General features: G+C 71.9%; 23 protein-coding genes. 11 read left to right on the top strand and 12 right to left on the bottom strand.

What is annotated here, in order from left to right; all coding sequences use genetic code 11:
• Positions 1-179: 179 nt before the first annotated feature.
• Positions 180-884, top strand: a complete 705-nt coding sequence (locus ACFVYX_RS07740; RefSeq protein WP_389680607.1) for an SLATT domain-containing protein — start codon at positions 180-182, stop codon at positions 882-884.
• An 89-nt stretch (positions 885-973) separates the two neighbouring features.
• Here the strand turns inward: ACFVYX_RS07740 and ACFVYX_RS07735 are convergent, their stop codons facing one another.
• From ACFVYX_RS07735 to ACFVYX_RS07725, 3 genes are all read right to left on the bottom strand, one after another.
• Positions 974-1,624, bottom strand: a complete 651-nt coding sequence (locus tag ACFVYX_RS07735; RefSeq protein WP_389680606.1) for a hypothetical protein — start codon at positions 1,622-1,624, stop codon at positions 974-976.
• Between the two features lie 121 nt (positions 1,625-1,745).
• Complete coding sequence (locus ACFVYX_RS07730) at positions 1,746-2,450, bottom strand: GntR family transcriptional regulator (RefSeq protein WP_389680431.1); 705 nt, start codon at positions 2,448-2,450, stop codon at positions 1,746-1,748.
• A gap of 69 nt (positions 2,451-2,519) precedes the next feature.
• On the bottom strand, positions 2,520-3,884 hold the full coding sequence (locus ACFVYX_RS07725; RefSeq protein ID WP_389680430.1) for an aspartate aminotransferase family protein: 1,365 nt from the start codon (positions 3,882-3,884) through the stop codon (positions 2,520-2,522).
• Positions 3,885-4,015: 131 nt separating this feature from the next.
• Here ACFVYX_RS07725 and ACFVYX_RS07720 point away from each other — a divergent pair, with 131 nt between their 5' ends.
• Together ACFVYX_RS07720 and ACFVYX_RS07715 are read left to right on the top strand one after the other, a co-directional pair.
• Complete coding sequence (locus tag ACFVYX_RS07720) at positions 4,016-4,621, top strand: DJ-1/PfpI family protein (protein ID WP_389680429.1); 606 nt, start codon at positions 4,016-4,018, stop codon at positions 4,619-4,621.
• Positions 4,618-5,124, top strand: coding sequence for a MarR family winged helix-turn-helix transcriptional regulator (locus ACFVYX_RS07715; protein ID WP_389680428.1), 507 nt, complete (start codon positions 4,618-4,620; stop codon positions 5,122-5,124). The genes ACFVYX_RS07720 and ACFVYX_RS07715 overlap by 4 nt, the downstream gene beginning before the upstream one ends.
• On the opposite strand, the gene ACFVYX_RS07710 is transcribed toward ACFVYX_RS07715, so the two are convergent.
• The gene (locus tag ACFVYX_RS07710) at positions 5,054-5,557 is read right to left on the bottom strand and encodes a VOC family protein (protein ID WP_389680427.1); all 504 of its coding nucleotides are present in this window, start codon (positions 5,555-5,557) and stop codon (positions 5,054-5,056) included. The genes ACFVYX_RS07715 and ACFVYX_RS07710 overlap by 71 nt on opposite strands.
• A 62-nt stretch (positions 5,558-5,619) precedes the next feature.
• A complete protein-coding gene (locus ACFVYX_RS07705) occupies positions 5,620-6,510 on the bottom strand; it encodes a glycoside hydrolase family 19 protein (RefSeq protein ID WP_389680426.1) in 891 nt (296 codons plus the stop codon).
• 186 nt (positions 6,511-6,696) lie between these two features.
• Between ACFVYX_RS07705 and ACFVYX_RS07700 the strand changes: the two genes are divergently transcribed.
• Positions 6,697-8,514 carry an endonuclease/exonuclease/phosphatase family protein gene (locus ACFVYX_RS07700; RefSeq protein ID WP_389680425.1) on the top strand — a complete coding sequence of 606 codons (1,818 nt, stop codon included), beginning with the start codon at positions 6,697-6,699 and terminating at the stop codon, positions 8,512-8,514.
• 81 nt (positions 8,515-8,595) lie between these two features.
• Here the strand turns inward: ACFVYX_RS07700 and ACFVYX_RS07695 are convergent, their stop codons facing one another.
• Positions 8,596-9,537, bottom strand: coding sequence for an NADP-dependent oxidoreductase (locus ACFVYX_RS07695; protein WP_389680424.1), 942 nt, complete (start codon positions 9,535-9,537; stop codon positions 8,596-8,598).
• A 157-nt stretch (positions 9,538-9,694) separates the two neighbouring features.
• On the opposite strand from ACFVYX_RS07695, the gene ACFVYX_RS07690 reads away from it, so the two are divergent.
• Positions 9,695-11,233, top strand: coding sequence for a substrate-binding domain-containing protein (locus ACFVYX_RS07690; RefSeq protein ID WP_389680423.1), 1,539 nt, complete (start codon positions 9,695-9,697; stop codon positions 11,231-11,233).
• Between the two features lie 26 nt (positions 11,234-11,259).
• Positions 11,260-13,146: a serine/threonine-protein kinase gene (locus ACFVYX_RS07685; RefSeq protein ID WP_389680422.1), complete on the top strand. Its 1,887-nt coding sequence runs from the start codon at positions 11,260-11,262 to the stop codon at positions 13,144-13,146.
• Positions 13,147-13,151: 5 nt separating this feature from the next.
• Here the strand turns inward: ACFVYX_RS07685 and ACFVYX_RS07680 are convergent, their stop codons facing one another.
• From ACFVYX_RS07680 to ACFVYX_RS07670, 3 genes are all read right to left on the bottom strand, one after another.
• Positions 13,152-13,514: a hypothetical protein gene (locus ACFVYX_RS07680; protein ID WP_389680421.1), complete on the bottom strand. Its 363-nt coding sequence runs from the start codon at positions 13,512-13,514 to the stop codon at positions 13,152-13,154.
• Positions 13,511-14,062, bottom strand: a complete 552-nt coding sequence (locus tag ACFVYX_RS07675) for a DUF6232 family protein (protein WP_389680420.1) — start codon at positions 14,060-14,062, stop codon at positions 13,511-13,513. Before ACFVYX_RS07675 ends, ACFVYX_RS07680 begins: the two co-directional genes overlap by 4 nt.
• A gap of 158 nt (positions 14,063-14,220) precedes the next feature.
• On the bottom strand, positions 14,221-15,126 hold the full coding sequence (locus ACFVYX_RS07670) for a LysR family transcriptional regulator (protein ID WP_389680419.1): 906 nt from the start codon (positions 15,124-15,126) through the stop codon (positions 14,221-14,223).
• A 94-nt stretch (positions 15,127-15,220) separates the two neighbouring features.
• Between ACFVYX_RS07670 and ACFVYX_RS07665 the strand changes: the two genes are divergently transcribed.
• Complete coding sequence (locus ACFVYX_RS07665; protein ID WP_389680418.1) at positions 15,221-16,084, top strand: oxidoreductase; 864 nt, start codon at positions 15,221-15,223, stop codon at positions 16,082-16,084.
• Between the two features lie 75 nt (positions 16,085-16,159).
• On the opposite strand, the gene ACFVYX_RS07660 is transcribed toward ACFVYX_RS07665, so the two are convergent.
• Positions 16,160-17,443 carry an adenylosuccinate synthase gene (locus ACFVYX_RS07660; protein ID WP_389680417.1) on the bottom strand — a complete coding sequence of 428 codons (1,284 nt, stop codon included), beginning with the start codon at positions 17,441-17,443 and terminating at the stop codon, positions 16,160-16,162.
• Between the two features lie 142 nt (positions 17,444-17,585).
• Here ACFVYX_RS07660 and ACFVYX_RS07655 point away from each other — a divergent pair, with 142 nt between their 5' ends.
• On the top strand, positions 17,586-18,395 hold the full coding sequence (locus ACFVYX_RS07655; protein ID WP_389680416.1) for a diacylglycerol kinase: 810 nt from the start codon (positions 17,586-17,588) through the stop codon (positions 18,393-18,395).
• Between the two features lie 26 nt (positions 18,396-18,421).
• Entirely contained in the window at positions 18,422-19,660 is a 1,239-nt protein-coding gene (locus tag ACFVYX_RS07650; protein WP_389680415.1) for a hypothetical protein, read from the top strand.
• Here the strand turns inward: ACFVYX_RS07650 and ACFVYX_RS07645 are convergent.
• Positions 19,633-20,166 (bottom strand): GbsR/MarR family transcriptional regulator, encoded by a 534-nt coding sequence (locus ACFVYX_RS07645; RefSeq protein ID WP_389680605.1) that lies wholly within the window; start codon positions 20,164-20,166, stop codon positions 19,633-19,635. The two genes, ACFVYX_RS07650 and ACFVYX_RS07645, sit on opposite strands and share 28 nt — an antisense overlap.
• A 71-nt stretch (positions 20,167-20,237) precedes the next feature.
• Here ACFVYX_RS07645 and ACFVYX_RS07640 point away from each other — a divergent pair, with 71 nt between their 5' ends.
• Positions 20,238-21,134 carry an ATP-binding cassette domain-containing protein gene (locus ACFVYX_RS07640; protein ID WP_389680414.1) on the top strand — a complete coding sequence of 299 codons (897 nt, stop codon included), beginning with the start codon at positions 20,238-20,240 and terminating at the stop codon, positions 21,132-21,134.
• A complete protein-coding gene (locus ACFVYX_RS07635) occupies positions 21,131-22,705 on the top strand; it encodes an ABC transporter permease (protein ID WP_389680413.1) in 1,575 nt (524 codons plus the stop codon). Before ACFVYX_RS07640 ends, ACFVYX_RS07635 begins: the two co-directional genes overlap by 4 nt.
• Positions 22,706-22,713: 8 nt before the next feature.
• On the opposite strand, the gene ACFVYX_RS07630 is transcribed toward ACFVYX_RS07635, so the two are convergent.
• On the bottom strand, positions 22,714-23,922 hold the full coding sequence (locus ACFVYX_RS07630) for a cytochrome P450 (RefSeq protein ID WP_389680412.1): 1,209 nt from the start codon (positions 23,920-23,922) through the stop codon (positions 22,714-22,716).
• Between the last annotated feature and the right edge of the window lie 18 nt (positions 23,923-23,940).

The raw sequence follows: 23,940 nt of genomic DNA, 5'->3' as shown, positions 1-23,940 counted from the left end.
AGAAACTGCGGGCTCCTCTACCTGATCAAGGCCCCCTTGCGGGCGGAAATCCCGGGATTCCGGGCCCACCGCCCACCATTCGGCGGTAGGAAGGGCGGGCACCACGTGCACCGCACGTCACAGAAGGACACGCGCGTTGAGCTGAACAGAGGAGTCCCCCGGTGAGCCAGCAGCCGGAGATGCAGCCGCCGGGACCCCCCGGGGGAGACGTCCACCGCGATCTGACCGGTACGCCGTTCCCCCTGGGCGACTGGGGCGAGCCCGCCGAGCGGCTCGACGAGCTGTACCGCTGGGTGGAGTCCCACGCCCTGCGCACCGCCGAGTGGTACCTCTCCGACCGCGCCCGCAAGCGCCGCTGCGCCCGGATGCTGCGGATCGGCACGGCCGCCGGGGTGATCGCGGGCGCCGCGCTGCCCCTGCTCGACCTGACCGGGATCGCGGCGGGCGCCGCCGGCTGGGGCTATCTCTCGCTGCTGCTCGGTGCCGCCTGCCTGGCCTGCGACCGGTACTTCGGCCTGACGTCGGGCTGGATGAGGGACGTGGCAACCGCCCAGGCGGTGCAGCGGCGTCTCCAGGCGCTGCAGTTCGACTGGGCGTCGGAGAGCGTCCGGGAGGTGCTCGGCCCCACGGAGGGCACGGCCAGCGAGGCGGCCGAGCGATGCCTGGGCGTGCTGCGCCGCTTCTCGGAGGACGTGACGGAGCTCGTACGGGCCGAGACGGCGGACTGGATGGTCGAGTTCCGCTCGGGCCCGGCGCCCCTCGCGCTCCAGTCGGTCGGCGTGATGCCCGCCCGGGCGGAGAGCTCCCACCCCTCGGGCCGCTTCCCGCTGCCGCCCGGCACCCGCCCGAACATGCCGCGCCAGCGGCCTCCGGAGGCCCGCTAGGGGATGTCTTGTCGATCAGGCCGGGCTCGCGGCGTGATCGACAAGACACCCCCTGGGCCCCCGGAGGGGTGCGCAGGGAACCGACCCCGTCAGCTCAGGATGATCATCGAGCCCTGCGCCAGGCTCCGGGTCGCCGCCGCGTGCAGTCCCAGCCACACATGGCGCTCCCGTGCGAAGGGGCCCCCGTCCAGCGGGACCGGCACGGCCGGTTCCTCCAGGGTGGTCGGCCGCTCCGGCGGTACGGGGGCCGCCGGCGGGTTCGCCGGGTCGATGCCGATCGAGGGCGCCACGAACTCCAGCTCGCGCAGGAGCCCGTACGAGGAGCCGAGCGGCCCGCCGCCCTCCAGGAGCTCGTCGCTGGCGAGCGGCACCGGGAAGTCGACCGGCACGTACGCCCCGGCGTGGTCGTAGTGCCAGACCAGGTGCGACTGCTGGGCGGTCGGCTCGAACATCTCCAGGAGCTGTTCGTAGTCCCCGCCGAGCTCACCGACCGGTTCGACCGGCAGTCCGCACATCTGGAGGAGGTAGGCGCGCCGCAGGAAGTGCAGGGCCTCGTAGTCGAAGCCGGCGATCGGGGCGACGTCGCCGGAGAGCCCTGGCATGTACGCGTAGACGGGCACGGTCGGCAGCCCGGAAGCGCTGAGCACGGCGTCGTACGCGGCGATCTCTTCGGCGAAGGGGTTGTCGGGGCTGTGGCACAGCACGTCGACGAGGGGGACCAGCCACAGGTCACAGGCCAAGGGAGGCTCGCTCTCCGTCAGTTGCGGGGGACGCTCGCGGGCGTTCGCGGGGACGGCCAGGTTAGTCGGCGCCCCGCGGTCACCGCTCACCCCCTGAGGACCTGCCCCCGGAGACCGGGCCTCAACCGCCCCGCCGCTCCAGGCGGTCCGCCCATTCCATCGAGTGCGTGTTGTACGCGCGCACGACCGCGACGGCCGCGTCGGCGTCGCCGCGGGTGATGGCGTCGACCAGATCGACGTGCCCGCTCCAGAGCCAGCCGAGCATGTCCCGTTCGGAGCGCAGGTACGGCACGGAGAAGACCCAGGCCTGGACGCGGAGCTTGTGCAGGAAGTCGGCGATGTAGTCGTTGGCGGAGACCAGGCGGCCCAGTTCGCGCCAGTAGCGGATGTCGTACCCGATGAGGATGTCGAGGTCCCCGGCGCGGGCCGCGCGGGCCGCCGCCTCACCGCGGCGCCGCACGGAGACGAGCGCGACCCCGATGCCGGGGTCGGGCTCGGCGGCCGGAGGCGGGGTCGTCGCGGGCGCGTGGCGGCGGAAGATGCCGTCGACGACGAGCATCCGGGCCTCGACCATCCCCCGGTAGTCGTCGACCGAGTACTGGTGGACGCGGAAGCCGCGGTGCTGGTCGGAGTCGAGGAGGCCCTGCGCGCAGAGGTCGACGAGGGCTTCCCGTACGGGCGTCGCGGACACGCCGTACTGCTCGGCGATCTGCTTGACGGTGAATTCCTCGCCCGGCTGGAGACGGCCCGCGAGCACTTCGTCACGGAGCGCGTCCGCGATCTGCTGTCGCAAGGTGTTGCGGGTGACAGCTCCGCTCGCGGGCATGGGTCGGCCCCCTCCGTCCGGCTTCGGGACACCCTAGTCCAGACGGAGGAAACCTCCCCGGTACTGCGGTTACGCCGTGTGCTCGTCAGCCACCGAGAGGGCCGCGTCGAGGGCCGCGAGGCCTTCCTTGACCTCGGCCTCGGAGACGTTGCAGGCGGGAACGGCGTGGGTGCGGTTCATGTTCACGAAGGGCCACAGGCCGTTCTTCTTCGCCGCGGCACCGAAGGCGGCCATGGGCGCGTTGGCCTCGCCGGCCGCGTTGTACGGGACGAGCGGCTCGCGGGTCTCCTTGTTCTTCACCAGGTCGAGCGCCCAGAAGACGCCCATGCCGCGGACCTCGCCGACGGACGGGTGGCGCTCGGCGAGCTCGCGGAGGCCCGGGCCGAGGACGGTCTCGCCGATGTGGGCGGCGTTCTCGACGACCTTCTCGTCCTCCATCACCTGGATGGTGGCGACGGCGGCGGCGCAGGCGAGCGGGTGACCGGAGTACGTCAGTCCGCCCGGGTAGGGGCGCCTGTCGAAGGTGGCGGCGATCTCGGCGCTGATGGCGACGCCACCGAGCGGCACATAGCCGGAGTTCACGCCCTTGGCGAAGGTCATCAGGTCGGGCACGACGTCGAAGTGGTCTGCGGCGAACCACTTTCCGGTGCGGCCGAAGCCCGACATGACCTCGTCCAGGACGAAGACGATGCCGTACCTGTCGCAGATCTCGCGGACGCCGGCGAGGTAGCCGGGCGGCGGGGTCATGATGCCGGCGGTGCCGGGGACGGTCTCCAGGATGATCGCGGCGATCGTCGCCGGACCCTCGAAGGCGATCGTGTCCTCCAGGTGCTGGAGGGCGCGCGCGCTCTCCTCCGCCTCCGTGGTGGCGTAGAAGGGCGAGCGGTAGAGGAAGGGGGCCCAGAAGCGCACGACGCCGGCGGAGCCGTTGTCGGAGGCCCAGCGGCGCGGGTCACCGGTCAGGTTGATCGCGGTGGAGGTGGCGCCGTGGTACGAGCGGTAGGCGGAGAGCACCTTCGTGCGGCCGGTGTGCAGCCGGGCCATGCGGACGGCGTTCTCGACGGCCTCGGCGCCGCCGTTGGTGAAGAAGATCTTGTCCAGGTCGCCCGGGGTGCGCCCGGCGATGAGGCGTGCGGCCTCGGAGCGGACGTCGATCGCGAAGGCGGGCGCGAAGGTGGCGAGCTTCCCGGCCTGCTCCTGGATCGCGGCGACGACCTTGGGGTGCTGGTAGCCGATGTTGGTGTAGACGAGGCCGCTGGTGAAGTCGAGGTAGCGGTTTCCGTCGTAGTCCCAGAAGTACGAACCCTCGGCGCCGGCGACGGCGAGCGGGTCGATCAGGCCCTGGGCGGACCAGGAATGGAACACGTGCGCGCGGTCGGCTGCCTTGACGGCGGCGCCGGCCTGGGGATCGGGTTCGATGACATGAGGGGTCATGGGGTCGAGGGTAAGGAACCGCAGGTGGGGCGGGCCATGGCCATCTTGTCCACCGAGACCGGGGCGGACGCGACACGTTGTTCTGCCCCGGCTCGATTGACAGCGTACTGTCGTCATGACAGTCTTCTGTCATGGGAACCGAGACTGAGACCATGACCGTCCACCTCGCCGTCTACGACACCCTCGCCGACTGGGAGACCGGCCACGCCACCGCCTGGCTGGCCCGCGCCGGATACACGGTCAGGACCGTCGGCCCGGTCGCCGGAGTGCCCGTCACCACCCTCGCCGGCATCCGGATCGTCCCCGACCTCGCGCTCGCCGACCTCCGCCCCGAGGACAGCGCCCTGCTGATCCTCCCGGGCGCCGAGAAGTACGACGAGGGCGACGAACTCGCCCCCTTCACCGCCAAGGCCCGCGCCTTCCTCGACGCCGGGGTCCCGGTCGCCGCGATCTGCGGTGCCACGGCCGGGCTGGCCAAGGAAGGCCTGCTCGACGACCGCCCGCACACGAGCGCGGTCTCCTTCTACCTCGCCGCCACCGGCTACAAGGGCGGCGAGCACTACGTCGACGCGGACGCCGTGCGGGACGGGGACCTCATCACGGCCGGCCCGACCGAGCCGGTCGCCTTCGCCCGCGAGATCTTCGCCCGGCTCGGCGCGTACGAGGGCAAGCGGGACGCCTGGTACCGGCTCTTCCACGACTCGGACCCGGCGGCCTTCGAGGAACTGAACTCGTGAGCCGCGAGCAGCAGGACGCCCTCTCCCGCACGGCCCTCGGCGTCTTCCGCCTCAACGGCCAGTTCCTCGCCGTCTCGGAGAGGCTGGCCGAACCTGCGGGCCTGACCGCCGCCTGGTGGCAGGTCCTCGGAGCCGTACTCCCCGAGCCCCTCCCCGTCGCGGGGATCGCCCGGGTCATGGGCATCACCCGGCAGAGCGTCCAGCGGATCGCCGACCTGCTCGTACGGGAGGGTCTTGCCGCGTACGAGCCGAATCCGGCACACCGCCGCGCCAAGCTCCTCGCCCCCACGGAGGCGGGCCGGGCGGCGATCCGGCGCATCGGCCCCGGTCACGCCGAGCTGGCCGCCGAGCTCCTGCGGGAGCTGGGCGGCCAGGAGGCCTTCGACGAGACGGTACGGGTCCTGGACCGGCTCTCGGCGGCCCTGGAGAGGGTCAGCGAGCGGCGGGCGGAGCATCGGGACCGCCCCGCAGGGCCCCCGACACGTACTGCATCGCCCGGGTGAACTCCGGGTCGGTCAGCCGCCGCGCCATCTCCTCCTCGGAGACGTCCTCGATGTGGGTCTGGATCCACCAGAGGTTGCCGTACGGGTCGCGGACCCGGCCGACCTTGTCGCCGAAGAACAGGTGGGTCACCTCGGTCACGGAGGTGCCGCCCGCCTCGACCGCCCGCCGGTGCACGGCCTCCGCGTCCTCCACGTACAGCCGTACGAAGGCGGGCGTCGGGTCCCAGCCGGGCGGGCTGTCGAAGGCCATGATCCGCCCGGTCCCGATCTTCAGCTCCGCGTGCCCGACGCTGCCGTCCTCCAGGACGAACCGACCCACCTCCTCGGCCCCGAAGGCCCGCTTCAGATAGTCGATCAGCCCTGCCGTGTCGCGTCCGATGACCCAGGGCGTAACGGTGGTGTAGCCGTCCGGGACGGCTTTGACGTCGCTCATGGGACCGACGTTAGGAGGCAAATAGGTCTGCGCATGACCTATTTGACGGGCTTTTCCCCGAGTCAGCAGTACAGGTTCGCCCCGGTGGGGACGCCCAGGATCTGGGTGAACTGCTGGTACTTGGTGACCCGGCTCTGGACCTGGGCCGGGTTGGCGCCGTTGCACTCCAGGGTGCCGTTGATCGCGCGGATGGTCTGGCCGAAGCCGGCGCCGTTGACCATGGCGTTGTGCGCGGTCATGGTGCCGGGGCCGTTCTGGGTGTTCCAGTACCAGAGGCCGGTCATCATGGCGACGGCCGGCTCGCGCTCGACCCGCCAGGGGTTGTTGAGCAGGTCGATGCCGAGGGCGTCACCGGCGGCCTTGTAGTTGAAGTTCCAGGAGAGCTGGATGGGGCCGCGGCCGTAGTAGGCGGCCTGCCCTGCGGGGCAGCCGTAGGGCTGGTTCCGGTCGCAGTAGTGCGGGTAGTTGGCGGTGTTCTGCTCGACGATGTGGACGAGGCCGCCGGTCTCGTGGGAGACGTTCGCGAGGAAGGCCGCGGCCTCCTGACGCTTGACGGTCTCCCCGCCTGTGGTGGCGAAGGCGGGGTAGGACTTCAGGGCGGCGGTGAGGCCCGCGTACGTGTAGAAGGGGTTCCGGTTCGGGAACATCTGGTTGAACTGGGCCTCGGAGACGACGAATCCGGAGGGGGCCGGGGTACCCCCGCCGCCGTCGGTGCCGCAGACGCCCTCGTCGCGCCAGACGTCGGTGGTGCCGGGGCGCTCGTTCTGCGTCCACCACTTGGCGTACCAGTTATGGCCGTTGTACGAGGCGGTCATGCCGCCGGTGTAGACGCTGCCGGAGCTCCAGGCGCCCACGCAGGCGGGGGCGGCTCCGGCGGAGGCGGCGGGGAGGAGTACGGCGAGCCCGACGGCCGTACAGAGCGCGGCCATCAGGGTGACCAGCTTGCGCAGCATGCGTGCTTCCTTCCGGGTGGGGCCGGGTGGGGAAGCCACAGCGAAGCGCGCTTGGTCTGAACCTGTCAAGGTCTAGACCAAAACCCGGGCTTGGAAGTCGCGTACAACCTTCACGCTCACTTGCCTGTCGAACGCCGGTACGTTTCAGCGCTCCCCGGCCGGAGGTCGGGGGTTCCGAGGAGTTACGTGAGACCACTCAAGTCAGGGCTGGCCATGCTGGGAAGCCTGGTGTTCCTGCTCGTCGCCGGCGTCACCGGCGCACAGACCGCACGCGCGGCAGACGTGGACTCGAGCACGGCACCGCCGCTCAGGTTCTCGACCTACAACATCTGCGGCAACGACTGCGTCCGCAACGGTCTGACCAATGACGCGTTGCGGGAAGGCAAGGTCGTCGGCGAGACCAGCCCGAGCGGCTGGAAGGCGGATGTCGTCTTCGTTCAGGAGATCTGCGAGTACCAGTACAAAAGCATCTTGGCGCAGCTCGTTCCGCGAGGTTACAGCGGGCACTATGCGCAAACAATCCCGGGTGAGACCGGCCTCTGCAAGGGCAATCTGGGCTACGGGATGGCCGTGTTCACCAAGGGGATCGTCGAGGAGAGGAAAACTCTGGATCTGAACACCTACACGAACCCAAGCACCAAGACGGGCCGCAAGGAGTCCGAGAACATCGCGGCCCCCTGCGTCAAGAGTTACCTGCAGAACCGCATCACGTGGGCGTGTTCCGTCCACCTCTACTGGGCGGCAGAGGGTTCGGACGACGCGGCCCTCCGCAACGCCGAGGCGGTGAAGCTCGGCAACCAGGTCGAGGCATGGCAGTCAGCTGCGACGAATCCGATTCCGGTCATTCTCGGCGGCGACTTCAACACTCAGCCGTGGAACACGGGCACGGATCCGTTCTACAAGTCGACTTCGGTTCCATGGCAGGAGTCGTACGGCCACATGACCGAGGTCGACGAGACCGACGTCAGCTTCTTTCAGGAGGGGAAAGACAAATGTAAGGACGGTGACCTCGTGCTGTTGGCGTGGTGCCGTTCCGGTGAAACCACTCAGCCTCCGAAGCTTGATCTCAACGGTGATCCGATCGGCACCCCGAGGAAGATCGACTACATCTTCGTCACCTCTGGCTTCTTCGATGAGGTGAAGGGCGACGCACTGGAGCAGGATCCGGCCGTGTCCGACCACGCACTCCTGCGTGGCGCCGCCCGCTGGGCGGACTGCGTACCCACCACACCCGCCGATCTCGCCAAGGGAGCGGTTTTCCGCGTCGACGCCTCTGGCGCACTGTTCCGCTATGCCGCCAAGCCCGGCGAAGGCATCGCGGGCGCGTGCAAGGTCGGATTCGGCTGGCGGGACATGCTTCACGTCTCCCGTCAGGGAAGCACCTTGGTCGCTGTGGACCCGGACGGCGGCCTGTGGAGTTACCCGGTCGATCCCGCGACCGGAAGCTATTCCGGCAGTACCCGCGTGAAAGTGGGAAGCGGGTTCGCGGGCGCCGACGGTGTACTCACTCCCGGCGACACCGACGGCGACGGCTACCCCGACCTTCTCGTGCGCGATGACGGCAACCTGTGGCGTCACCCCGGCACGGCCGCCGGTGGCTACGAACCCACCGGAGTACAGGTCGGTCCTCCCGCCTCCGGAAAATCGTGGGGCACCTACGACAAGCTGATCGCCGCCGGCGACTTCGCCCCGGACCAGAACGGCCCTGCCCGCACGGACCTCATCGGCAGGGATGCCGCCGGAGACCTTTGGCTCCACAAGGGCGACACCGCAGGCGGCTACGCGTCACAGACCAACATCGGTAAGGGCTGGCAGATCTACCGCGCCCTCGCCGCCCCCGGCGACCTCAACGGCGACAGCCGTCCCGACCTCGTCGGCCGCGACCTTCTCGTGGACAAGGATTACGGCAACCTCTGGTTCTACCAGGGCGACGGCGCGGGCTACTACGCCCCGCGTGCCCTGATCGGAAACGGCTTCCCGGAGAGCGACAAGCACCTCTTCTGAACAGGTGAGACCGGTCCTCAGGAGGTCCGAGGACCGGTCTCGCCCCGCCGCACACCCAGCGGATGCCCGTCGTTCCGCAGGTCAGATCATCAGCACGATCCGGCCCGGCCGGTGCCCCGCCTCCGCCCTGCGGTGCGCCTCCGCGACCTCCTCGAGCGGCATGACGTCGGCCACCCGGGTGATCAGCTGCCGGGCCGCCACCTTCTCCAGGCTCTCCTTGAGACGGGCCGCGTCCGGCCTGGCCCGGACGGTCTCGACCCGGATGTTCCGCTCCGGGGTCGGGACCCGGTCGGGGGCGAGCGCCACGAAGACGCCTCCGTCCTTCAGGACCGGGAGCAGGCCCTCACCGACGAGCGCCCCGTCGAAGACCGCGTCCACCCGGTACGGGTCGCCCTCGACCACCCGGGCGACCACGTCCTCCGCCGCACCGCGCGTGACGACGTGGTCCGCGCCGAGGACCCTCAGCTCGCTCTCGTCGCCCTCGTGGGCGACGGCCACCACCCGCAGCCCCGCCGCATGGGCGTACTGCACCGCCAGCCGGCCCACCACCGCACTCGCACCCGTCACGAGCAGCGTCGCGCCCTCCTGGAGCGCGAGCCGGTCCAGGCCCTGCTGCGCGGTCGCCGAGGCCAGCGGCACGGACGCGGCCACGGTGAAGTCCACGTCGTCCGGGATCGGGGCCAGCCACTCCGGGGCGACCCGTACGACCTCCGCGTACGTGCCCTCGCCCGTCAGCTCCTCGTACCAGGGCATGAAACCGGCCACGCGAGTGCCGTCCGCCATCCCGGGCACGGGGTCGAGCAGCCTGCCCGCGAAGTCCGTCCCGAGGACGAACGGGGGCTTGAGGTCGCCGACCGCGTCGGCGTACCGGCCGGCCCGGATCCGCAGGTCGGCCTGGTTCACACCGGCCGCCTTGAGCCGGACGCGCACCCGCCCGGGGACGTCCCCGGCCTCGGGCTCGGGCCTGCGGGCCATTCTGAGGACCTCGGGCCCGCCGTAGGCGGTCACTTCGACGACACGCATGGGGTACTCCTCAGACAGAAGGCCCCCTCGTCGCCATTACACCCACGCTCCACACCCCCGGCAACCTCTGCCCGTCCACCTGACGGAACGGAGAAGTCCAGGTGGCCGCCCGCTACGCCGCCCCCGCGCTCGTACAGACGTCCGTACCGTCCCGGCCATGGAGTGGATAACCGCAGAGAACGTCATCGCCCTGGGGACGGCGCTTCTCGGTGTCCTGGTCTCGGTCGCGGTCGTCTGGATCGACCGGATCTCGCCGCAGCGCAAGCGGCTCGGCTACCGCGTACAGCTCAACACCCCGCTCCACCGGGCGGAGGACCGGGACAGCGAGGTCATGACGGTGCGGGAGGGCCAGGTGGTCGGGATGGCCCCGCCCGCCGACGAGTCCACGCTCGTCCTCCTCCGCATCGAGAACGACCGGGACCTCGACATCAGCTCCGAGGACTACGGGCCCGCGGCCCACCCCCACGGGCTCAGGATCACGTTCGGCGAGCGGGAGGTCCAAGGCGTCGTCGCCACCGTCCCGGCCGGCCAGGTCTCGATACGGGACGAGCTGGAGCGCCCGCCCAGGCTGGGCCGGAACGGCAGCGCCGTCCTCGTCCCCAGGGTGGCCCTGGAGCGCGGCCAGTACTTCAAGCTGCTCGTGCAGCTCTCCGGCCGTGTCGCCGACAAGGACATCAAGATCGAGGGAACCCTCCAGGGCGGCTCGATCCGGCGCAACAGGAGCACCACCCCCGACGAGAAGGCGGCCCGGTTCAGCCCGACCGCCCGCAACGTCACGATCATCCTCACCGCCTGCGTGATGGTCCTGGCCTCGATCATCGTCCGGGAGCGGACCCCGCCGCCGATCGGCTGCGCCCGCGGCGCCCTCACCGTCACCGGCTCGACGGCCTTCGCGCCCGCCCTGCGCGAGGTCGCCAGGGCCTACGAGCAGGACTGCGAGGGCGCGACGGTGACCGTGGACGCGCACGGCTCGACCTCCGGGGTACGGGAGCTCGCCGCCGCCGGGGCGAAGAAGGCGAAGGGCTCCCCCGCCGTCATCGCCCTCTCCGACGGACGCAAGCCCGGCGGCTACCCGCAGCTGCGGGAGAGCATGGTCGCCGTCTCCCTCTTCACCCTCGTCCTCAACGACGGAATACCCGTCGACGACCTCACCCTGGACCAGATCCGCCGCATCTACCGGGGCGACATCACCCACTGGAGCGAGCTCGTCCCCGGCCTGGACCAGCCGGTCCTCCTTGTCAGCCGGGATGCCAACTCCGGTACCCGGGAGGTCTTCCAGCGCCGCGTCCTCGGCCGCAACGAACCGGCCAACTCCTCCCGGGACTGCGAGCACCTCGACGACCCCGCGTCGAAGGTCGTCCGCTGTGAACTCGACTCCACCGAACAGGTCCTGTCCACCGTCGCCCGGCTCCCCGGCGCCATCGGCTACACCGAACTCCGCTCCGGCAGTGGCCTCAAGGGCCTGCACCGGGTGGCCGTCGACGGACGCGGGGCCGTCCTCGACGAGATCGGCGAGTCCGGCTACCCGTACCGGGAAATCGAGTACGCCTACACCTGGGGCGAACCCCCGACCGACTCGCTGACCTCCAGCTTCCTCACCTATCTCAGCCGGGGCCGCGGCCAGGACGTCATCCGCACCCACGGCCACCTGCCCTGCGCCACCCCGGAGGGGCTGCGGATCTGCGGGGACGGCTGACGCCCGGTCTGGCATGCTCTGACGACGTGGAGCCATTGAACCCGGAAGACCCGGACGCCATCGGCCCGTTCCGTCTGCTCGGCCGCCTCGGCGTCGGCGGGATGGGCCGGGTGTTCCTGGCGCGATCGCACGGGGGACGGACCGTCGCCGTGAAGGTGGTGCACGCCGAACTGGCCGCCCAGGACGAGTTCCGGCGCCGGTTCGCCCGGGAGGTCTCCGCCCTGGAGCGGGTCGGCGGGACGGGCACGGCACCCGTCCTCGGCTCGGACACCACCGCCGAGTCGCCGTGGGTGGCCATCGGCTACGTGCCGGGGCCTTCCCTGCGGACCGTGGTCGGCGACGAGTTCGGGCCACTGCCGCCCGCGACCGTGAAGGCGCTGGCCGGGGGGCTCGCCCGCGCCCTCGTCCACATCCACGCCGCCGGGCTCGTCCACCGCGACCTCAAGCCGTCCAACGTGCTGCTGACGGTCGACGGCCCCCGGATCATCGACTTCGGCATCGCCCGCGCCGTCGACACGGTCGCCGAGGGCGGCAACCTCACCACCACGGGGGCGGTCGTCGGCTCACCGGGCTTCATGTCGCCGGAACAGGTGCGCGGCGAGCACCTCACCCCGGCCTCGGACATCTTCTGCCTCGGCTCGGTCCTCGCGTACGCGGCGACCGGGCGCTCCCCCTTCGGTACGGCCGACAGCGGCGTCCACGCCACCATGTTCCGCATCGCCCACGACGAGCCCGACCTGACGGATCTGGCGCCCGAGCTCGCCGGACTGATCCGGGCCTGCCTCGCCAAGGACGCGGCGGGCCGCCCCTCGGCCACCGAGATCGCCGAGACCCTGCCGGTCCCCGACCCCTGGCTGCCGGCGGACGTGCTGGCCCGGCTCGGCCGCCACGCGGCCCGGCTCCTGGAGGCGGAGACGGGGAGCGGTTCCGCCACGGGGGCCGGGGACCCGACGCCGCCCACACCCCTGCCGTCCGCCCCGCCCTCGGCCCCGACCCGGCCCTCGGCGCCGGCCCCGGCGCCCCGCCGTCGCCGGACCCCTCTGATCGCCGGTCTCACGGCCCTCGCGGTGGCGGCCGCGGCGGGGATCACGTACACCTTCTGGCCCGACCCGGACATCGGCGGGGACGAGCAGAGGAACAAGGCCCGCGGCGACACGGGCGGCGTCTCCGCCCGCCCCGCCGGAATCGTCCCGGCCGCGTTCCTCGGCGCCTGGGAGGGCGTCCTCCAGGGCTCCCCCGACGATCCCAGGGAGACCGCCCGGATCGAGATCAGCCAGGGCGCGGCCGGCACGAAGAACGCCGTCTACGTCCAGGTCGCCGAGAACCGGCTGTGCATGGGCCGCTCCCGGCTCGTCTCGGCCGACGAGGACAAGGTCGTCTACGGCGAGTCCGACGTGACGACCAGCGTGCCCGCCGAGCGCTGTGTCCCCGCCGCCCACCAGACCCTCACCCTCCGCTCCCCCGACGTCCTGGAGTGGACCTCCGGCACCGCGAAGGCCACCTTCCGCAAGGCCCCCACCGGCACCGAGGTCATCCCCGCCAGGTTCCTCGGCACCTGGTCGCGCATCCCCACACCGGAGATCTACGGCGAGAACGACGACCGCTACACCTCACGGGTGACGATCACCCAGGGCCCCGTCGGCGCTCCCGTGATGAGCACCCTCGACGGCTACCCGCGCACCGTCGACGGCGTGACCACCGACGAGGACTGGTCCTGCGGCACCACGGCCGTCCTCGCGGCCGCGGGCAACCTGCTGGTGGTGGGCCCCGCGACCCGCGACACCAACGCCTGGGACCGCGAATGCCAGGAGGGCCTCTCCCGCTACCTGGTCGTCGACAAGCTCAACGGCAAGGACCGGCTCCTGGTCTACCCGATGCTGGACGGCGAAGCGAACGAGTACTACCGGTCGTAGGGGTGCTATCCGCCGAGCAGCACCAGGATCTGGTGGATCACGGCGAGTGCGGCCGCGCCGGCCGGGCCCGCCGTCTCGGCGATTCCGCCGATCCGTTCCAGGGCGGTGCGGCGGGTCTCCGGCTCGACCGAGGAGGTGACCTCCGCCTCCGCCTGCTCGACGGTCCGTACGGCGAGGGGGCGGGCTTCCTCGCCCAGCTGCCGGCGGAGCTCCTGGAGCAGCGGCAACAGGGTCGCCAGGGCCTGTTCGAGGTCGGGGGACGCGGGAGGAGGCGGGCCGGCGGCCATCGTGCGCTTGTCGATGCCGACGCTGTCCGTGGTCTGGTGCATGTGCACCACGTCGCCGTGGAAGTGGTCCCCCGCCGTCACTTCGCCACCCCCGTGTTGCCGCTGCCGCCGTAGATGTTCACGGAGTCCCCGAAGTAGTAGTTGCTGGGGCTGCTGATCGTGAGCGCTCCCACGGTGACCGTGAGTTCCGCGTCCGGTTCGTCGATCGCGGTCGCGATCCGTCCGACGAGCTCGTTCAGGTAGCCGCGTTCTCCGGAGACCATCGCGGTCGACCGGCCGTTCGTCTCGATCGCCAGCACGTCGTGCGCGGAGGCGGTGACCACGATCAGCATGTCGACCAGGAACCAGATCAGGGCGCCGACGACGGCCAGGAAGGAGAGCTGGTACAGGAAGCTCAGGAAGCCGCCCGGCTCCTCCCCCCGGCGGAAGGCCTCGGCCAGGAACGCGAAGAAGCCGATTCCGAGTGCCGCGAGGAGCGTGAGCCCGGAGCGCTTCGCGAACGTGAGGACGGCCTCGGCCCGTCGGGGCCGGAGGACGAAGGTGTAGACGCGGACGATGTTCTCCAGCGGATAGGCCGCTCCGTTCACCCAGAGCAGTCTCTTGCTGATGACCAGCGGAAGTCTCTGCATCGAGCCGGTTCCGCTGTGGGGCGGGTGGGACGGCGGCGGCGGTGTGGACGGTGTTCCTGGTGTTCCCATGCTTCCCCCCGAGATGGAACAACGCTTGAGTGGAGCCCGAACGGTGGAGACCCATTAGGGGGCCAACTCGCCTTGTGGGCAAGGCGAGTTCAGGCCTCCCGGGAGCCGACTTCGGCCGCCGCGCGGGCGTAGGCGTGAACCAGGGGACGGGTGTCGTCCGCGCGCCAGGCGAGGGCGAGACGGCTGGGGGTGAGGCCGTCGACCGGCCGGGTGACGACGCCGCCGCGCGTGAGCAGCGGCGCGTTGCCGGTCGCGACCAGACAGATGCCGACGCCGCCGACGAGACCCTCGTACGCCTCGTCGGTGCTGCCGATCACGGCGCCGACGACGGGCGCGCGCCCGCCCCTGGCGTCCAGGGCCAGCCAGTGGTCGCGCAGTTCGGGTCCCCGGTCGGGGAGGGCGAGGAACGGCTCGTCGAGGAGGTCCGCGAAGTCCAGGCTCTCACGGGCCGCCAGCGGGTGGGTCTCCGGAAGGGCGACGAGCCGGGGCTCGGTGGCCACGACCACCCAGCGGAAGCGGTCCGCGCCGGCCAGCGGAAGCCAGACGAACGCCACGTCGCTGGTGCCGTCGGCGAGGCCGGCCGTCGGGTCCTCCCAGCCGACGTGGCGCAGCTTCAGCCGGGCCTCCGGGTGGGCCCCGGTGAGACGGGAGCGGATCGCGGGCAGCAGGCCGCCCCGCCCGGGGCTGGTGCTCATCCCGACGACCAGGGTCCCCTCGGCGGCCTCCCTGGCCCGCCGTACCGCCTCCCCGCCCTCCTCCCAGGCGGCGAGCACGGCGCGGGCGTGCGGCAGCAGGGCCGTACCGACGGGGGTGAGGGCCACGCCCTGCCGGTCACGGTCGAAGAGGGGCGCGCCCAGCTGCCTTTCCAGGGCCCGTATCTGCTTGCTGAGCGCGGGCTGCGAGACGTAGAGCCGGTCGGCGGCCCGGGTGAAGTGGAGCTCCTCGGCCACGGCGACGAAGTACCGCAGGTCCCGTCCGTGCACGTCCATGGTCATGCCCATGGGTTATCACGACGGATCTTGGACGGCCAACAGCCGCGCCGGGCAGTCTTGTTGGGACGACGACGGACACGGACGAGGGAGTACGGACATGAGCAAGGTCTGGCTGATCACCGGCGCCAACAGCGGCTTCGGGCGCGCCTTCAGCGAGGCGGCCGTCGCGGCCGGTGACGTGGTCGTCGCCGCGGCCCGCCGGATCGGGACCCTGGACGACCTGGTCGCCGCCCACCCCGACCAGGTCGAGGCCGTCGCCCTCGACGTGACCGACACGGCGGCGATCGACGCGGTCGTGCGGGACGTCGCGGAGCGGCACGGCCGTATCGACGTCCTCGTGAACAACGCGGGCCGCACCCACGTCGGTTCGGTCGAGGAGACCGAAGACGCCGAGCTGCGCTCCCTCTTCGACCTGCACGTCTTCGGCCCCGCCGCCCTCACCCGCGCGGTCCTGCCGCACATGCGGGCCCGCCGTTCGGGCGCGATCGTGCAGCTCAGCAGTGTCGGCGGGCAGGCCTCGATGGCCGGCTTCGGGGCGTACAGCGCGACCAAGTTCGCCCTGGAGGGCATGTCGGAGGCGCTGGCGGCGGAGGTCGGGCCGCTCGGCATCCGCGTCCTGATCGTCGAGCCGGGCGTCTTCCGGACGAACCTCTTCGGCAACCGCAGCCTCAGCGGCGGCGGCATCGCCGACTACGCGGACACGGTGGGCCCGACCCGGACGTTCGTGGAAACGGGTGGTGGCACGCAGCTGGGCGGCGGCACGCAGGCGGGCGGCGGCACGCAGGTCGGGGACCCGGCGAAGGCCGCGGCGGCGGTGCTCGCGGCCCTCGACGCGGAGGAGACCCCGCTGCGGCTCGCCCTCGGCGACGACTCGATCGACACGATCCTGATGCACCTGGAGATGGTCCGCGGCGACCTGGCGGCGTGGGAGAAGGTCGGCCGGGACACGAAGCTGGACTGAGACCGGGCGGTCTGACGTGCGCGAAGGGCCCGCACCCCGGTGAACCGGCGTGCGGGCCCTTCGTCGCGCGTGTCCCTACAGGAAGGAGTTGATCTCGATCGTCTCGGTGCGGCCGGGGCCGACGCCGATCGCGGAGATCGGGGCGCCCGACATCTCCTCCAGGGCCTTCACGTACGCCTGCGCGTTCTTCGGCAGGTCCGCGAAGGTCTTGGCCTTGGTGATGTCCTCGGACCAGCCCGGCAGCATCTCGTAGACCGGCTTCGCGTGGTGGAAGTCGGTCTGCGAGTAGGGCAGCTCCTCGACGCGCTTGCCGTCGATCTCGTACGCGACGCAGACCGGGATCTGCTCCCAGCCCGTCAGTACGTCGAGCTTGGTGAGGAAGAAGTCGGTCAGGCCGTTGACCCGGGTCGCGTACCGCGCGATGACCGCGTCGAACCAGCCGCAGCGGCGGTCACGGCCGGTGGTGACACCGCGCTCGCCGCCGATGCGGCGCAGCGCCTCGCCGTCCTCGTCGAACAGCTCCGTCGGGAACGGGCCGGCGCCGACACGGGTCGTGTACGCCTTGAGGATGCCGATGACCCGGCTGATCTTCGTCGGGCCCACGCCGGCGCCGGTGCAGGCGCCGCCCGCGGTCGGGTTCGACGAGGTCACGAAGGGGTACGTGCCGTGGTCGACGTCCAGGAGCGTGCCCTGGCCGCCCTCGAAGAGCACGACCTTGTCCTCGTCGAGCGCGTTGTTGAGGATCAGCGTGGTGTCCGCGACGAACGGCTTGATCTGCTCCGCGTACTGGAGCATCTCCTCGACGATCTGGGCGGCGTCGATCGCGCGGCGGTTGTAGAGCTTGGCGAGGAGCTGGTTCTTGCCCTCGAGCGCCGCCTCGACCTTCTGGTTCAGGATCGACTCGTCGTACAGGTCCTGGACCCGGATGCCGACGCGGTTGATCTTGTCGGCATAGGTCGGGCCGATGCCACGGCCCGTGGTGCCGATCTTGCGCTTACCGAGGAACCGTTCCGTCACCTTGTCGAGGGTGACGTTGTACGGAGTGATCAGGTGAGCGTTGCCGCTGATCAGGAGCTTGGACGTGTCCACGCCGCGCTCGTTCAGCCCGCTCAGCTCGGAGAGCAGGACCGCCGGGTCGACGACGACACCGTTTCCGATCACCGGGGTACACCCCGGCGAGAGGATTCCGGAAGGGAGGAGGTGGAGCGCATACTTCTGGTCGCCTACGACGACCGTGTGGCCGGCATTGTTGCCGCCCTGGTAGCGCACCACGTAGTCCACGGATCCACCGAGGAGGTCGGTGGCCTTTCCCTTGCCCTCGTCACCCCACTGAGCACCGAGCAGCACAAGTGCGGGCACAGGCGTACACCCCTTCCGGGTGGGGCATGTCCAGGGTCAGGGGCCGAAGCCGCCTCACCGGTGTGCCCCGGAATAGACGAAGCCCCTGGCGCAATAGCGCAAGGGGCTCTTGCACAAAGATGCTACCCGAGGAAGGACCGAGGTGTCGGATCACGACCAGCTGCTGGTCATCGTCGACCCGGTCGCCCGCCGAAGTGACGGCGAGTCCGTACGGATCGCGAAAGATGTCCTGTCCGCGGGCGCGGAAGCGAAGATCTGCCTGCCGGACAGTCCTGAGGAATTCCTCCGAGCCCTGGCCCGGCGCGGCTCCCGCCGCCCCGTGGTGCTCGGCGACGACCGCGCGCTGCTCCGTACGGTGGCCCTGCTGCACCGGGAGCGGGAGCTCGCCGGCAGCGCCCTCGCCCTCGTCCCGATAGGGACTCCGGGCACTCTGGAAGTCGCCCACGCGCTCGGCGTGCCGCACTCCACCCCCGCCGCGGCGCGTGCGGTCCTCGACGGGGCCGTACGACGCCTTGACCTGCTGGTCGACGACAGCGACGGGGTCGTCCTCGGCGGCCTCCGCATCCCCGGCGCGCCGGCCGCCTCCGCCCTGTCCTCGGCCCCGTCCGTCTGGGGCACCTGCCGTTCCCTGGTCCGCACCCTGGTCCGCCCGGCCCCGACGGCGCTCGCGGTCCGCACCCACCGGCTGCGGGTGGAGGCGGACGGGGTGCTGCTCACCGACGTCGACACGCCGCTCGAAAGCCTCACGGTCCGCTCGGTCGCCGGTACGGCCGAGGTGACCGTCCAGCCCTCGGCCGCCCCGCCCCACCACACGACCGCCACCGTCCTCACGGTCTCGGGCCCGGACTTCCGCTACCGCTCGGACGGCCACCTGACGGGGCCGGTGCGGCGGCGGACGTGGACGGTGCGGGCGGGGGCCTGGGGGCTGACGTTGCCGAGGGCCGCGCCTTAGGGTCGTCGCAGACGACGGGGGGGCGTATGAGCGCGTTGGAGCGGGCCGGAACGGCCGAAGCACTGGACCGGTACCGGCGGCGGGCCGCCCTGTGGGTGAAGACCGGCGCGGCCGTCCTCGCCGCGGGCGTGACCCTGGGCGTGCTGTCCCTGAACACCTCCGGCGCCGACTGGGTCACGGAGGTCCTGCCGTACCCGCTGGCCGGCGGCGCCTTCGCGCTGCTGCTCGGCCTCGGCGCGCGGCGTTTCGCCCGCCGGATGCGGCGGGTCCTGGACGCCGGGGACTGGTCGGCGCATGCCGTGGTGGCCCTGCCCAAGGGCGTGGTGGTCCTGGCCGGTGCGGAACCCGGCGTACTGCTGCCCCGGCAGGTGGTCGCCGTCAAGGAGCGGTACGCGCGCGTGGAGCCCGGCCCCGACGGGGTGCTGTGGTGGTGCGGCGACCCGCGCGGCGGCGGGGTGATCGCCCCGCCGGGCGGGGGCGCGCTGGTCTGGACCCGGCCGGTACGCGGGGCCGGGGCCCGCCGCCGGGCCGTGGCCCTCGCGGAACTGCGGGGCCTCGCCGAGCGCCCGGCGATCGGGCTGCCGCTCCCGGCGGCCGCCTCTCCCGTCCTCCCGTACGCGTCCCTCGCCGAGGCCGCCCGGCGGCAGGCGGCCGGGGCGAAGGCCCGTCGGCGCCGCCGTCCCGAGCCGGACGTCCGGGCCGTGGCCTGGTGGCGGGTGCGGGGACTGCGGGAGATCTCGGGGCTCTCGTGGACCGCGGGATCCTGCGCCGTTTCGGCCGCCCTGCTCGGTTTCGCCTGGCTCGGCGGCGAGGACGCGGGGATGCTCGGCGTCTTCGGCCTCTTCATGGCCGCGGGAGCCTGCGTCAACGTGGTCCGGCTGCTGACCTCGGGCGTGTCCGCCGCCCGCCTCCTCGCCCGCACGGCGGGCGCGCCCGTGGCCGTACCGAAGCGGTACGTGGTGCTTGCCGATCCGTACAGCGGGAGCCCGGTCCTCGTCGTCTTCGCGCCGCACGGCGGGCCGGGGGACAAGGCCGAGGGCGCCCTGCCGCTGCTGCGGTCGTCCGCGCCGGGCGAGCCCGCCGGGGAGGTCGAGCTGCACGGCTGGCTCGACCTGGACGAGCGCGGGCGGCCCCTCGTGGTCGCCCGGTCCGGTGGTCGGGTGCTGTGGCCGCGGGAGCCGTACCTGGAGGCGGGTACGGCGGAGTTCGCCGAGGTGGCGCAGTGGCTCGCGCCGCCTCAGGAGGAGGGTGTCCCGGCGGCCTGAGCCGCCCTGTGGGCGGCCCAGCGGTCCATGATTCCCAGCATCTCGCGCTGGAGGAACGCGAAGAACTCGGCCGTCTCCGCCGTGCGCGCGCCCGCCGCCGTGTCCGGGCCGAGCGTCTCGGCGCCCTCGCGGAGGAGCTTCTCCCAGCGGGTGAGAATCTGGTCGCGGCGGGTGAAGGTCTCGTACCAGAGCTCGTTGTGCAGGACGTACCGCTCACGCCGGGTGCCGGGGTCTCGTTCACGGCTGACCATGCTCACCTGGCTGAGGTAGCGGATCGCGCCGGAGACGGCGGCCGGACTGATCCGCAGCTGTTCGGCGAGCTCGGCGGAGGTCATGGAGCCGGTCTCGGACGTGAGGAGGGCCGCGAAGACGCGGGAGGCCATGCGCTGGATGCCGGCCTCCGTGAGTTCGGCGGCGAAGCGCTCCACGAAACGGGAGACGGCCTCGGCGTCCGTCGTGCCGGCCGGCACGCCGTCCGCCCCCCTGCCCTTGCCGGTCCTTGTCATCTCGCTCATTCCCTCACTTTATACGTTTCCTTAACTTCACAAATTTGTGAAATGAGCGTACGTTCCAAAACATGACCAAGGCAATCAGCGTCGCCGGACTCCACAAGTCCTTCGGGCGGACGCACGCGCTCGACGACCTCGACCTCACCGTCGAGACCGGCGAGGTCCACGGCTTCCTCGGCCCCAACGGCGCCGGGAAGTCCACCACCATCCGCGTCCTGCTCGGCCTCCTGCGCCCCGACTCCGGGGCCGCCCAGGTCCTCGGCGGGGACCCCTGGCAGGACGCCGTCGCACTGCACCGCCGGATCGCTTACGTCCCCGGGGACGTGACCCTCTGGCGCAACCTCTCCGGCGGCGAGGTCATCGACCTGTACGGCAGGCTCCGGGGCGGCCTCGACACGGCCAGGCGCGCCGAACTCATCGAACGCTTCGAGCTCGACCCCACCAAGAAGGGCCGCACCTACTCCAAGGGGAACCGGCAGAAGGTCGCCCTCGTCGCCGCCTTCGCCTCCGACGCCGAGCTGTTCGTCCTCGACGAGCCGACCAGCGGCCTCGACCCGCTGATGGAGGAGGTCTTCCAGAACTGCGTCGAGGAGGCCCGCGACCGGGGCCGGACCGTCCTGCTGTCCAGCCACATCCTCAGCGAGGTCGAGAGCCTCTGCGACCGGGTCAGCATCGTCCGCAAGGGCCGGACCGTGGAGTCCGGCTCGCTCGCGGAGCTGCGGCACCTGACCCGTACCAGCGTCACCGCCGAACTCGCCGCCCCACCGAACGGCCTCGCCCATCTCCCCGGCGTCCACGACCTCTCCGTGACCGGCCCGCGGGTCAGGCTCCAGGTCGACACCGACAAGCTCGACGCCGTCCTGCGCGCCCTGACCGCCTCGGGCGTACGGAGCCTGACGAGCACGCCGCCGACCCTGGAGGAGCTGTTCCTCCGCCACTACGCGGAGGAGGTGACCGCGTCATGAGCACGGTCGCCCTCACCGGCACCGGGACGCTCACCCGGCTCGCCCTCCGCCGCGACCGGCTGATGATCCCGCTCTGGGCCCTCTGTACCGGCGGCATGGTCGCGAGCGGCGCGGGTTCCCTGGCAGGCCTGTACGGCACGGCCGCCGAACGGGCCGAGGTCGCCGCGTCCATGACCGCCAACAGCTCCATGCGCGCGCTCTACGGGCCCGTCTTCGACGACTCCGTCGGCGGGCTCGTCGCCTGGCGGTTCACCACCTTCGCCGCCGTCCTCGCCGCCGTCGCCAGCCTGATCGTCGTCGTCCGGCACACCCGCGAGGAAGAGGAGACCGGCCGCCAGGAGATGCTCTCCGCCGGCGCGGTCGGCCGCCGGGCGCCGCTCACCGCCGCCCTCCTCGCCGCGCTCCTCCTCAACACCGCCGTCGCCCTCGTCATCACGGCGGGCCTCGCAGGACAGGGCACGGCGGGGGCGCTCGCCCTCGGCCTCGCGGTCGGCGGCACCGGCATGCTCTTCGCGACGACGGCCGCGCTCGCCGCCCAGCTGACCGAGAGCGCCCGCCTCGCCAAAGGCCTGACGGCCGCCGTCCTCGGCCTCGCGTTCGTCCTGCGGGCGGCGGGCGACGCCGGCACCGCCGACGGCGGCTCCCCGCTGACCTGGCTCTCGCCGATCGGCTGGGCCGAGCACGTCCGCGCCTTCGCCGGTGAACGCTGGACGGTGCTGCTCCTGATCGCCGCGGCCGTCCTGGTCCAGACGGCGGCGGCGTACGCGCTGACCGGCCGCCGGGACGTCGGCGCGAGTTTCCTCGCGACCCGGCCGGGCCCCGCCGAGGGGCGGCTCGGGACGGCGGGTGCGCTCGCCCGGCGGCTCCAGCGCGGCACGCTGCTCGGCTGGTCGGTGGGCTTCCTGCTCGCCGGGCTCGTCTTCGGGGGGATGGTCGAGGGCGCGGCGGACCTCGTCGGCGACAACGAGCAGGCCCGCGAGATCTTCGAGCGGATGGGCGGCCAGAGCGCCCTCACGGACGCCTTCCTCGCCACGATGGTGTCGCTGTTCGGCCTGATCGCGGCGCTCTTCGCGGTCGGTTCGGTGCTGCGGGCGCACGGCGAGGAGACCTCGGGCCGCGCCGAACCACTGCTCGCGAACGCCCTCGGCCGGCTCCGCTGGGCGGCCGGCCACCTGCTGATCGCCTTCGGCGGTCCGGTCCTGATCCTGGCCCTCGGTGCGCTCGGCCTGGCCCTCTCGTACGGCCGGGACCTCGGCCCGATCCTGGGCGCGGCCCTGATCCAGCTCCCCGCCGTCTGGACCCTCGCGGGCCTCGCGGTCCTGCTCTGGGGCGCCTTCCCGAAGGCCGCGACCGCCGCGTGGGGCGTGGCGGGCCTCTGTCTGGCCCTCGGCTGGATCGGCCCGGCCCTCGGTCTGCCGCAGACGGTCCTGGACCTCTCTCCCTTCGCCCACCTCCCGAAGCTCCCGGGCCAGGAGATGACGTGGCCCCCGGTCCTGCTCCTGACGGCCGTGACGGCGGTCCTCGTCGGAACGGGCCTCACGGGGCTGCGGCGACGGGACCTGCTGACCTGAACCGCGGCTCACACCTCCACAAGGAGCTCCTCGAAGCCCCGGATCACGTACCCCGGCTTCCGCACCGGCTCGGCCGCGAGCCTCAGCCCCGGCGCCCGCCTCAGCAACTCGCCGAACACGGCGGCCAGTTCGAGGCGGGCGAGCGGGGCGCCCAGGCAGTAGTGGATGCCGGCGCCGAAGGTGATGTGCGGGTTGTCGGCGCGGGTCAGGTCGAGTTCGCCGGCCGTCGGGCCGAAACGGGCGGGGTCACGGTTGGCCGAGCCGAAGAGCAGCGCGACCTCGGAACCGCGCGGGATGGTCACGCCGCCGACCTCGATGTCGTCGAGGACCCAGCGCTCGAACATCTGCAGCGGGGTGTCGTAGCGCAGAAGTTCATCCACAGCTGTGGACAACTTTGCGGGATCCGGACGGACACCCTCCTTCAGCAGGGTCCACCAGCCGGTGACCGTGGTGTTCACGGTGGCCTCGTGGCCCGCGTTGAGCAGCAGGACACAGGTGGAGATCATCTCCTGTTCGGTCAGCTCCTCCACCGCGATCAGCGACGACACCAGATCGTCCCCCGGCTCCCGTCGCCGCCGGGCGATCAGCTCCCGCAGATAGGCGGAGAACTCGATCGAGGCCTCCACCGCCCGCCGGGCCGTCTCCTCCGACGGATTCAGCTCGAACATCCCGCAGATCGCCGCCGACCAGGGCCGCAGCCGCCCCCGCTCCTCGTCCCCCTCCGGCACGCCCAGCATCTCGGCGATCACCGCGACCGGCAGGGGCTCCGCGACCAGGGCCTGGAGGTCGCCGCCGCCCGCCGCCACCAGGTCACCGACAAGACCGGCGGCGAGCCGCCGTACCGTCGGCACCAGGTTCTCCACCGTCCGCGGCGTGAACGCCTTCGAGACGAGCCGCCGGATCCGGGTGTGGTCGGCCGCCTCCAGATCGAGCAGCCCGTGGTCGTTGAGCGTGTGGAAGGGCTCGTACGCGGCGGCCGGCGGCTCCTGCCCGAACTCCTCGTGCGTGAAGCGATGGGTGTACGTACGGCCCAGGCGCCGGTCCCGGAGCAGCGCCGACACGTCCTCGTGGTGCGGGATCAGCCACTGACGGGTCGGGCCGTGCCAGAGGGCGCGGCCCGCCGCCCGCAGCTCGGCGTACGCGGGATAGGGGTCGGCGACGAAATCGGGCGACCAGGGGTCGTACACGGCGGCGTTCACAGCGTCAGCGGCGTCCATGACCGGACGCTACCCCCA

This window comes from Streptomyces sp. NPDC058326, assembly GCF_042879855.1.
Taxonomy (GTDB): Bacteria; Actinomycetota; Actinomycetes; order Streptomycetales; family Streptomycetaceae; genus Streptomyces.
The sequence above is the reverse complement of the archived record's forward strand: the minus strand, read 5'-3'. Positions and strand labels throughout refer to the sequence as shown.

Coding starts and splice junctions, on each gene's coding strand:
- ACFVYX_RS07740 (WP_389680607.1), top strand. CDS start 180: ATGCAGCCGCCGGGACCCCCCGGGGGAGACGTCCACCGCGATCTGACC.
- ACFVYX_RS07730 (WP_389680431.1), bottom strand. CDS start 2,450: ATGCCCGCGAGCGGAGCTGTCACCCGCAACACCTTGCGACAGCAGATC.
- ACFVYX_RS07725 (WP_389680430.1), bottom strand. CDS start 3,884: ATGACCCCTCATGTCATCGAACCCGATCCCCAGGCCGGCGCCGCCGTC.
- ACFVYX_RS07720 (WP_389680429.1), top strand. CDS start 4,016: ATGGGAACCGAGACTGAGACCATGACCGTCCACCTCGCCGTCTACGAC.
- ACFVYX_RS07710 (WP_389680427.1), bottom strand. CDS start 5,557: ATGAGCGACGTCAAAGCCGTCCCGGACGGCTACACCACCGTTACGCCC.
- ACFVYX_RS07705 (WP_389680426.1), bottom strand. CDS start 6,510: ATGCTGCGCAAGCTGGTCACCCTGATGGCCGCGCTCTGTACGGCCGTC.
- ACFVYX_RS07695 (WP_389680424.1), bottom strand. CDS start 9,537: ATGCGTGTCGTCGAAGTGACCGCCTACGGCGGGCCCGAGGTCCTCAGA.
- ACFVYX_RS07690 (WP_389680423.1), top strand. CDS start 9,695: ATGGAGTGGATAACCGCAGAGAACGTCATCGCCCTGGGGACGGCGCTT.
- ACFVYX_RS07675 (WP_389680420.1), bottom strand. CDS start 14,062: ATGCAGAGACTTCCGCTGGTCATCAGCAAGAGACTGCTCTGGGTGAAC.
- ACFVYX_RS07670 (WP_389680419.1), bottom strand. CDS start 15,126: ATGACCATGGACGTGCACGGACGGGACCTGCGGTACTTCGTCGCCGTG.
- ACFVYX_RS07665 (WP_389680418.1), top strand. CDS start 15,221: ATGAGCAAGGTCTGGCTGATCACCGGCGCCAACAGCGGCTTCGGGCGC.
- ACFVYX_RS07650 (WP_389680415.1), top strand. CDS start 18,422: ATGAGCGCGTTGGAGCGGGCCGGAACGGCCGAAGCACTGGACCGGTAC.
- ACFVYX_RS07645 (WP_389680605.1), bottom strand. CDS start 20,166: ATGACAAGGACCGGCAAGGGCAGGGGGGCGGACGGCGTGCCGGCCGGC.
- ACFVYX_RS07640 (WP_389680414.1), top strand. CDS start 20,238: ATGACCAAGGCAATCAGCGTCGCCGGACTCCACAAGTCCTTCGGGCGG.
- ACFVYX_RS07635 (WP_389680413.1), top strand. CDS start 21,131: ATGAGCACGGTCGCCCTCACCGGCACCGGGACGCTCACCCGGCTCGCC.
- ACFVYX_RS07630 (WP_389680412.1), bottom strand. CDS start 23,922: ATGGACGCCGCTGACGCTGTGAACGCCGCCGTGTACGACCCCTGGTCG.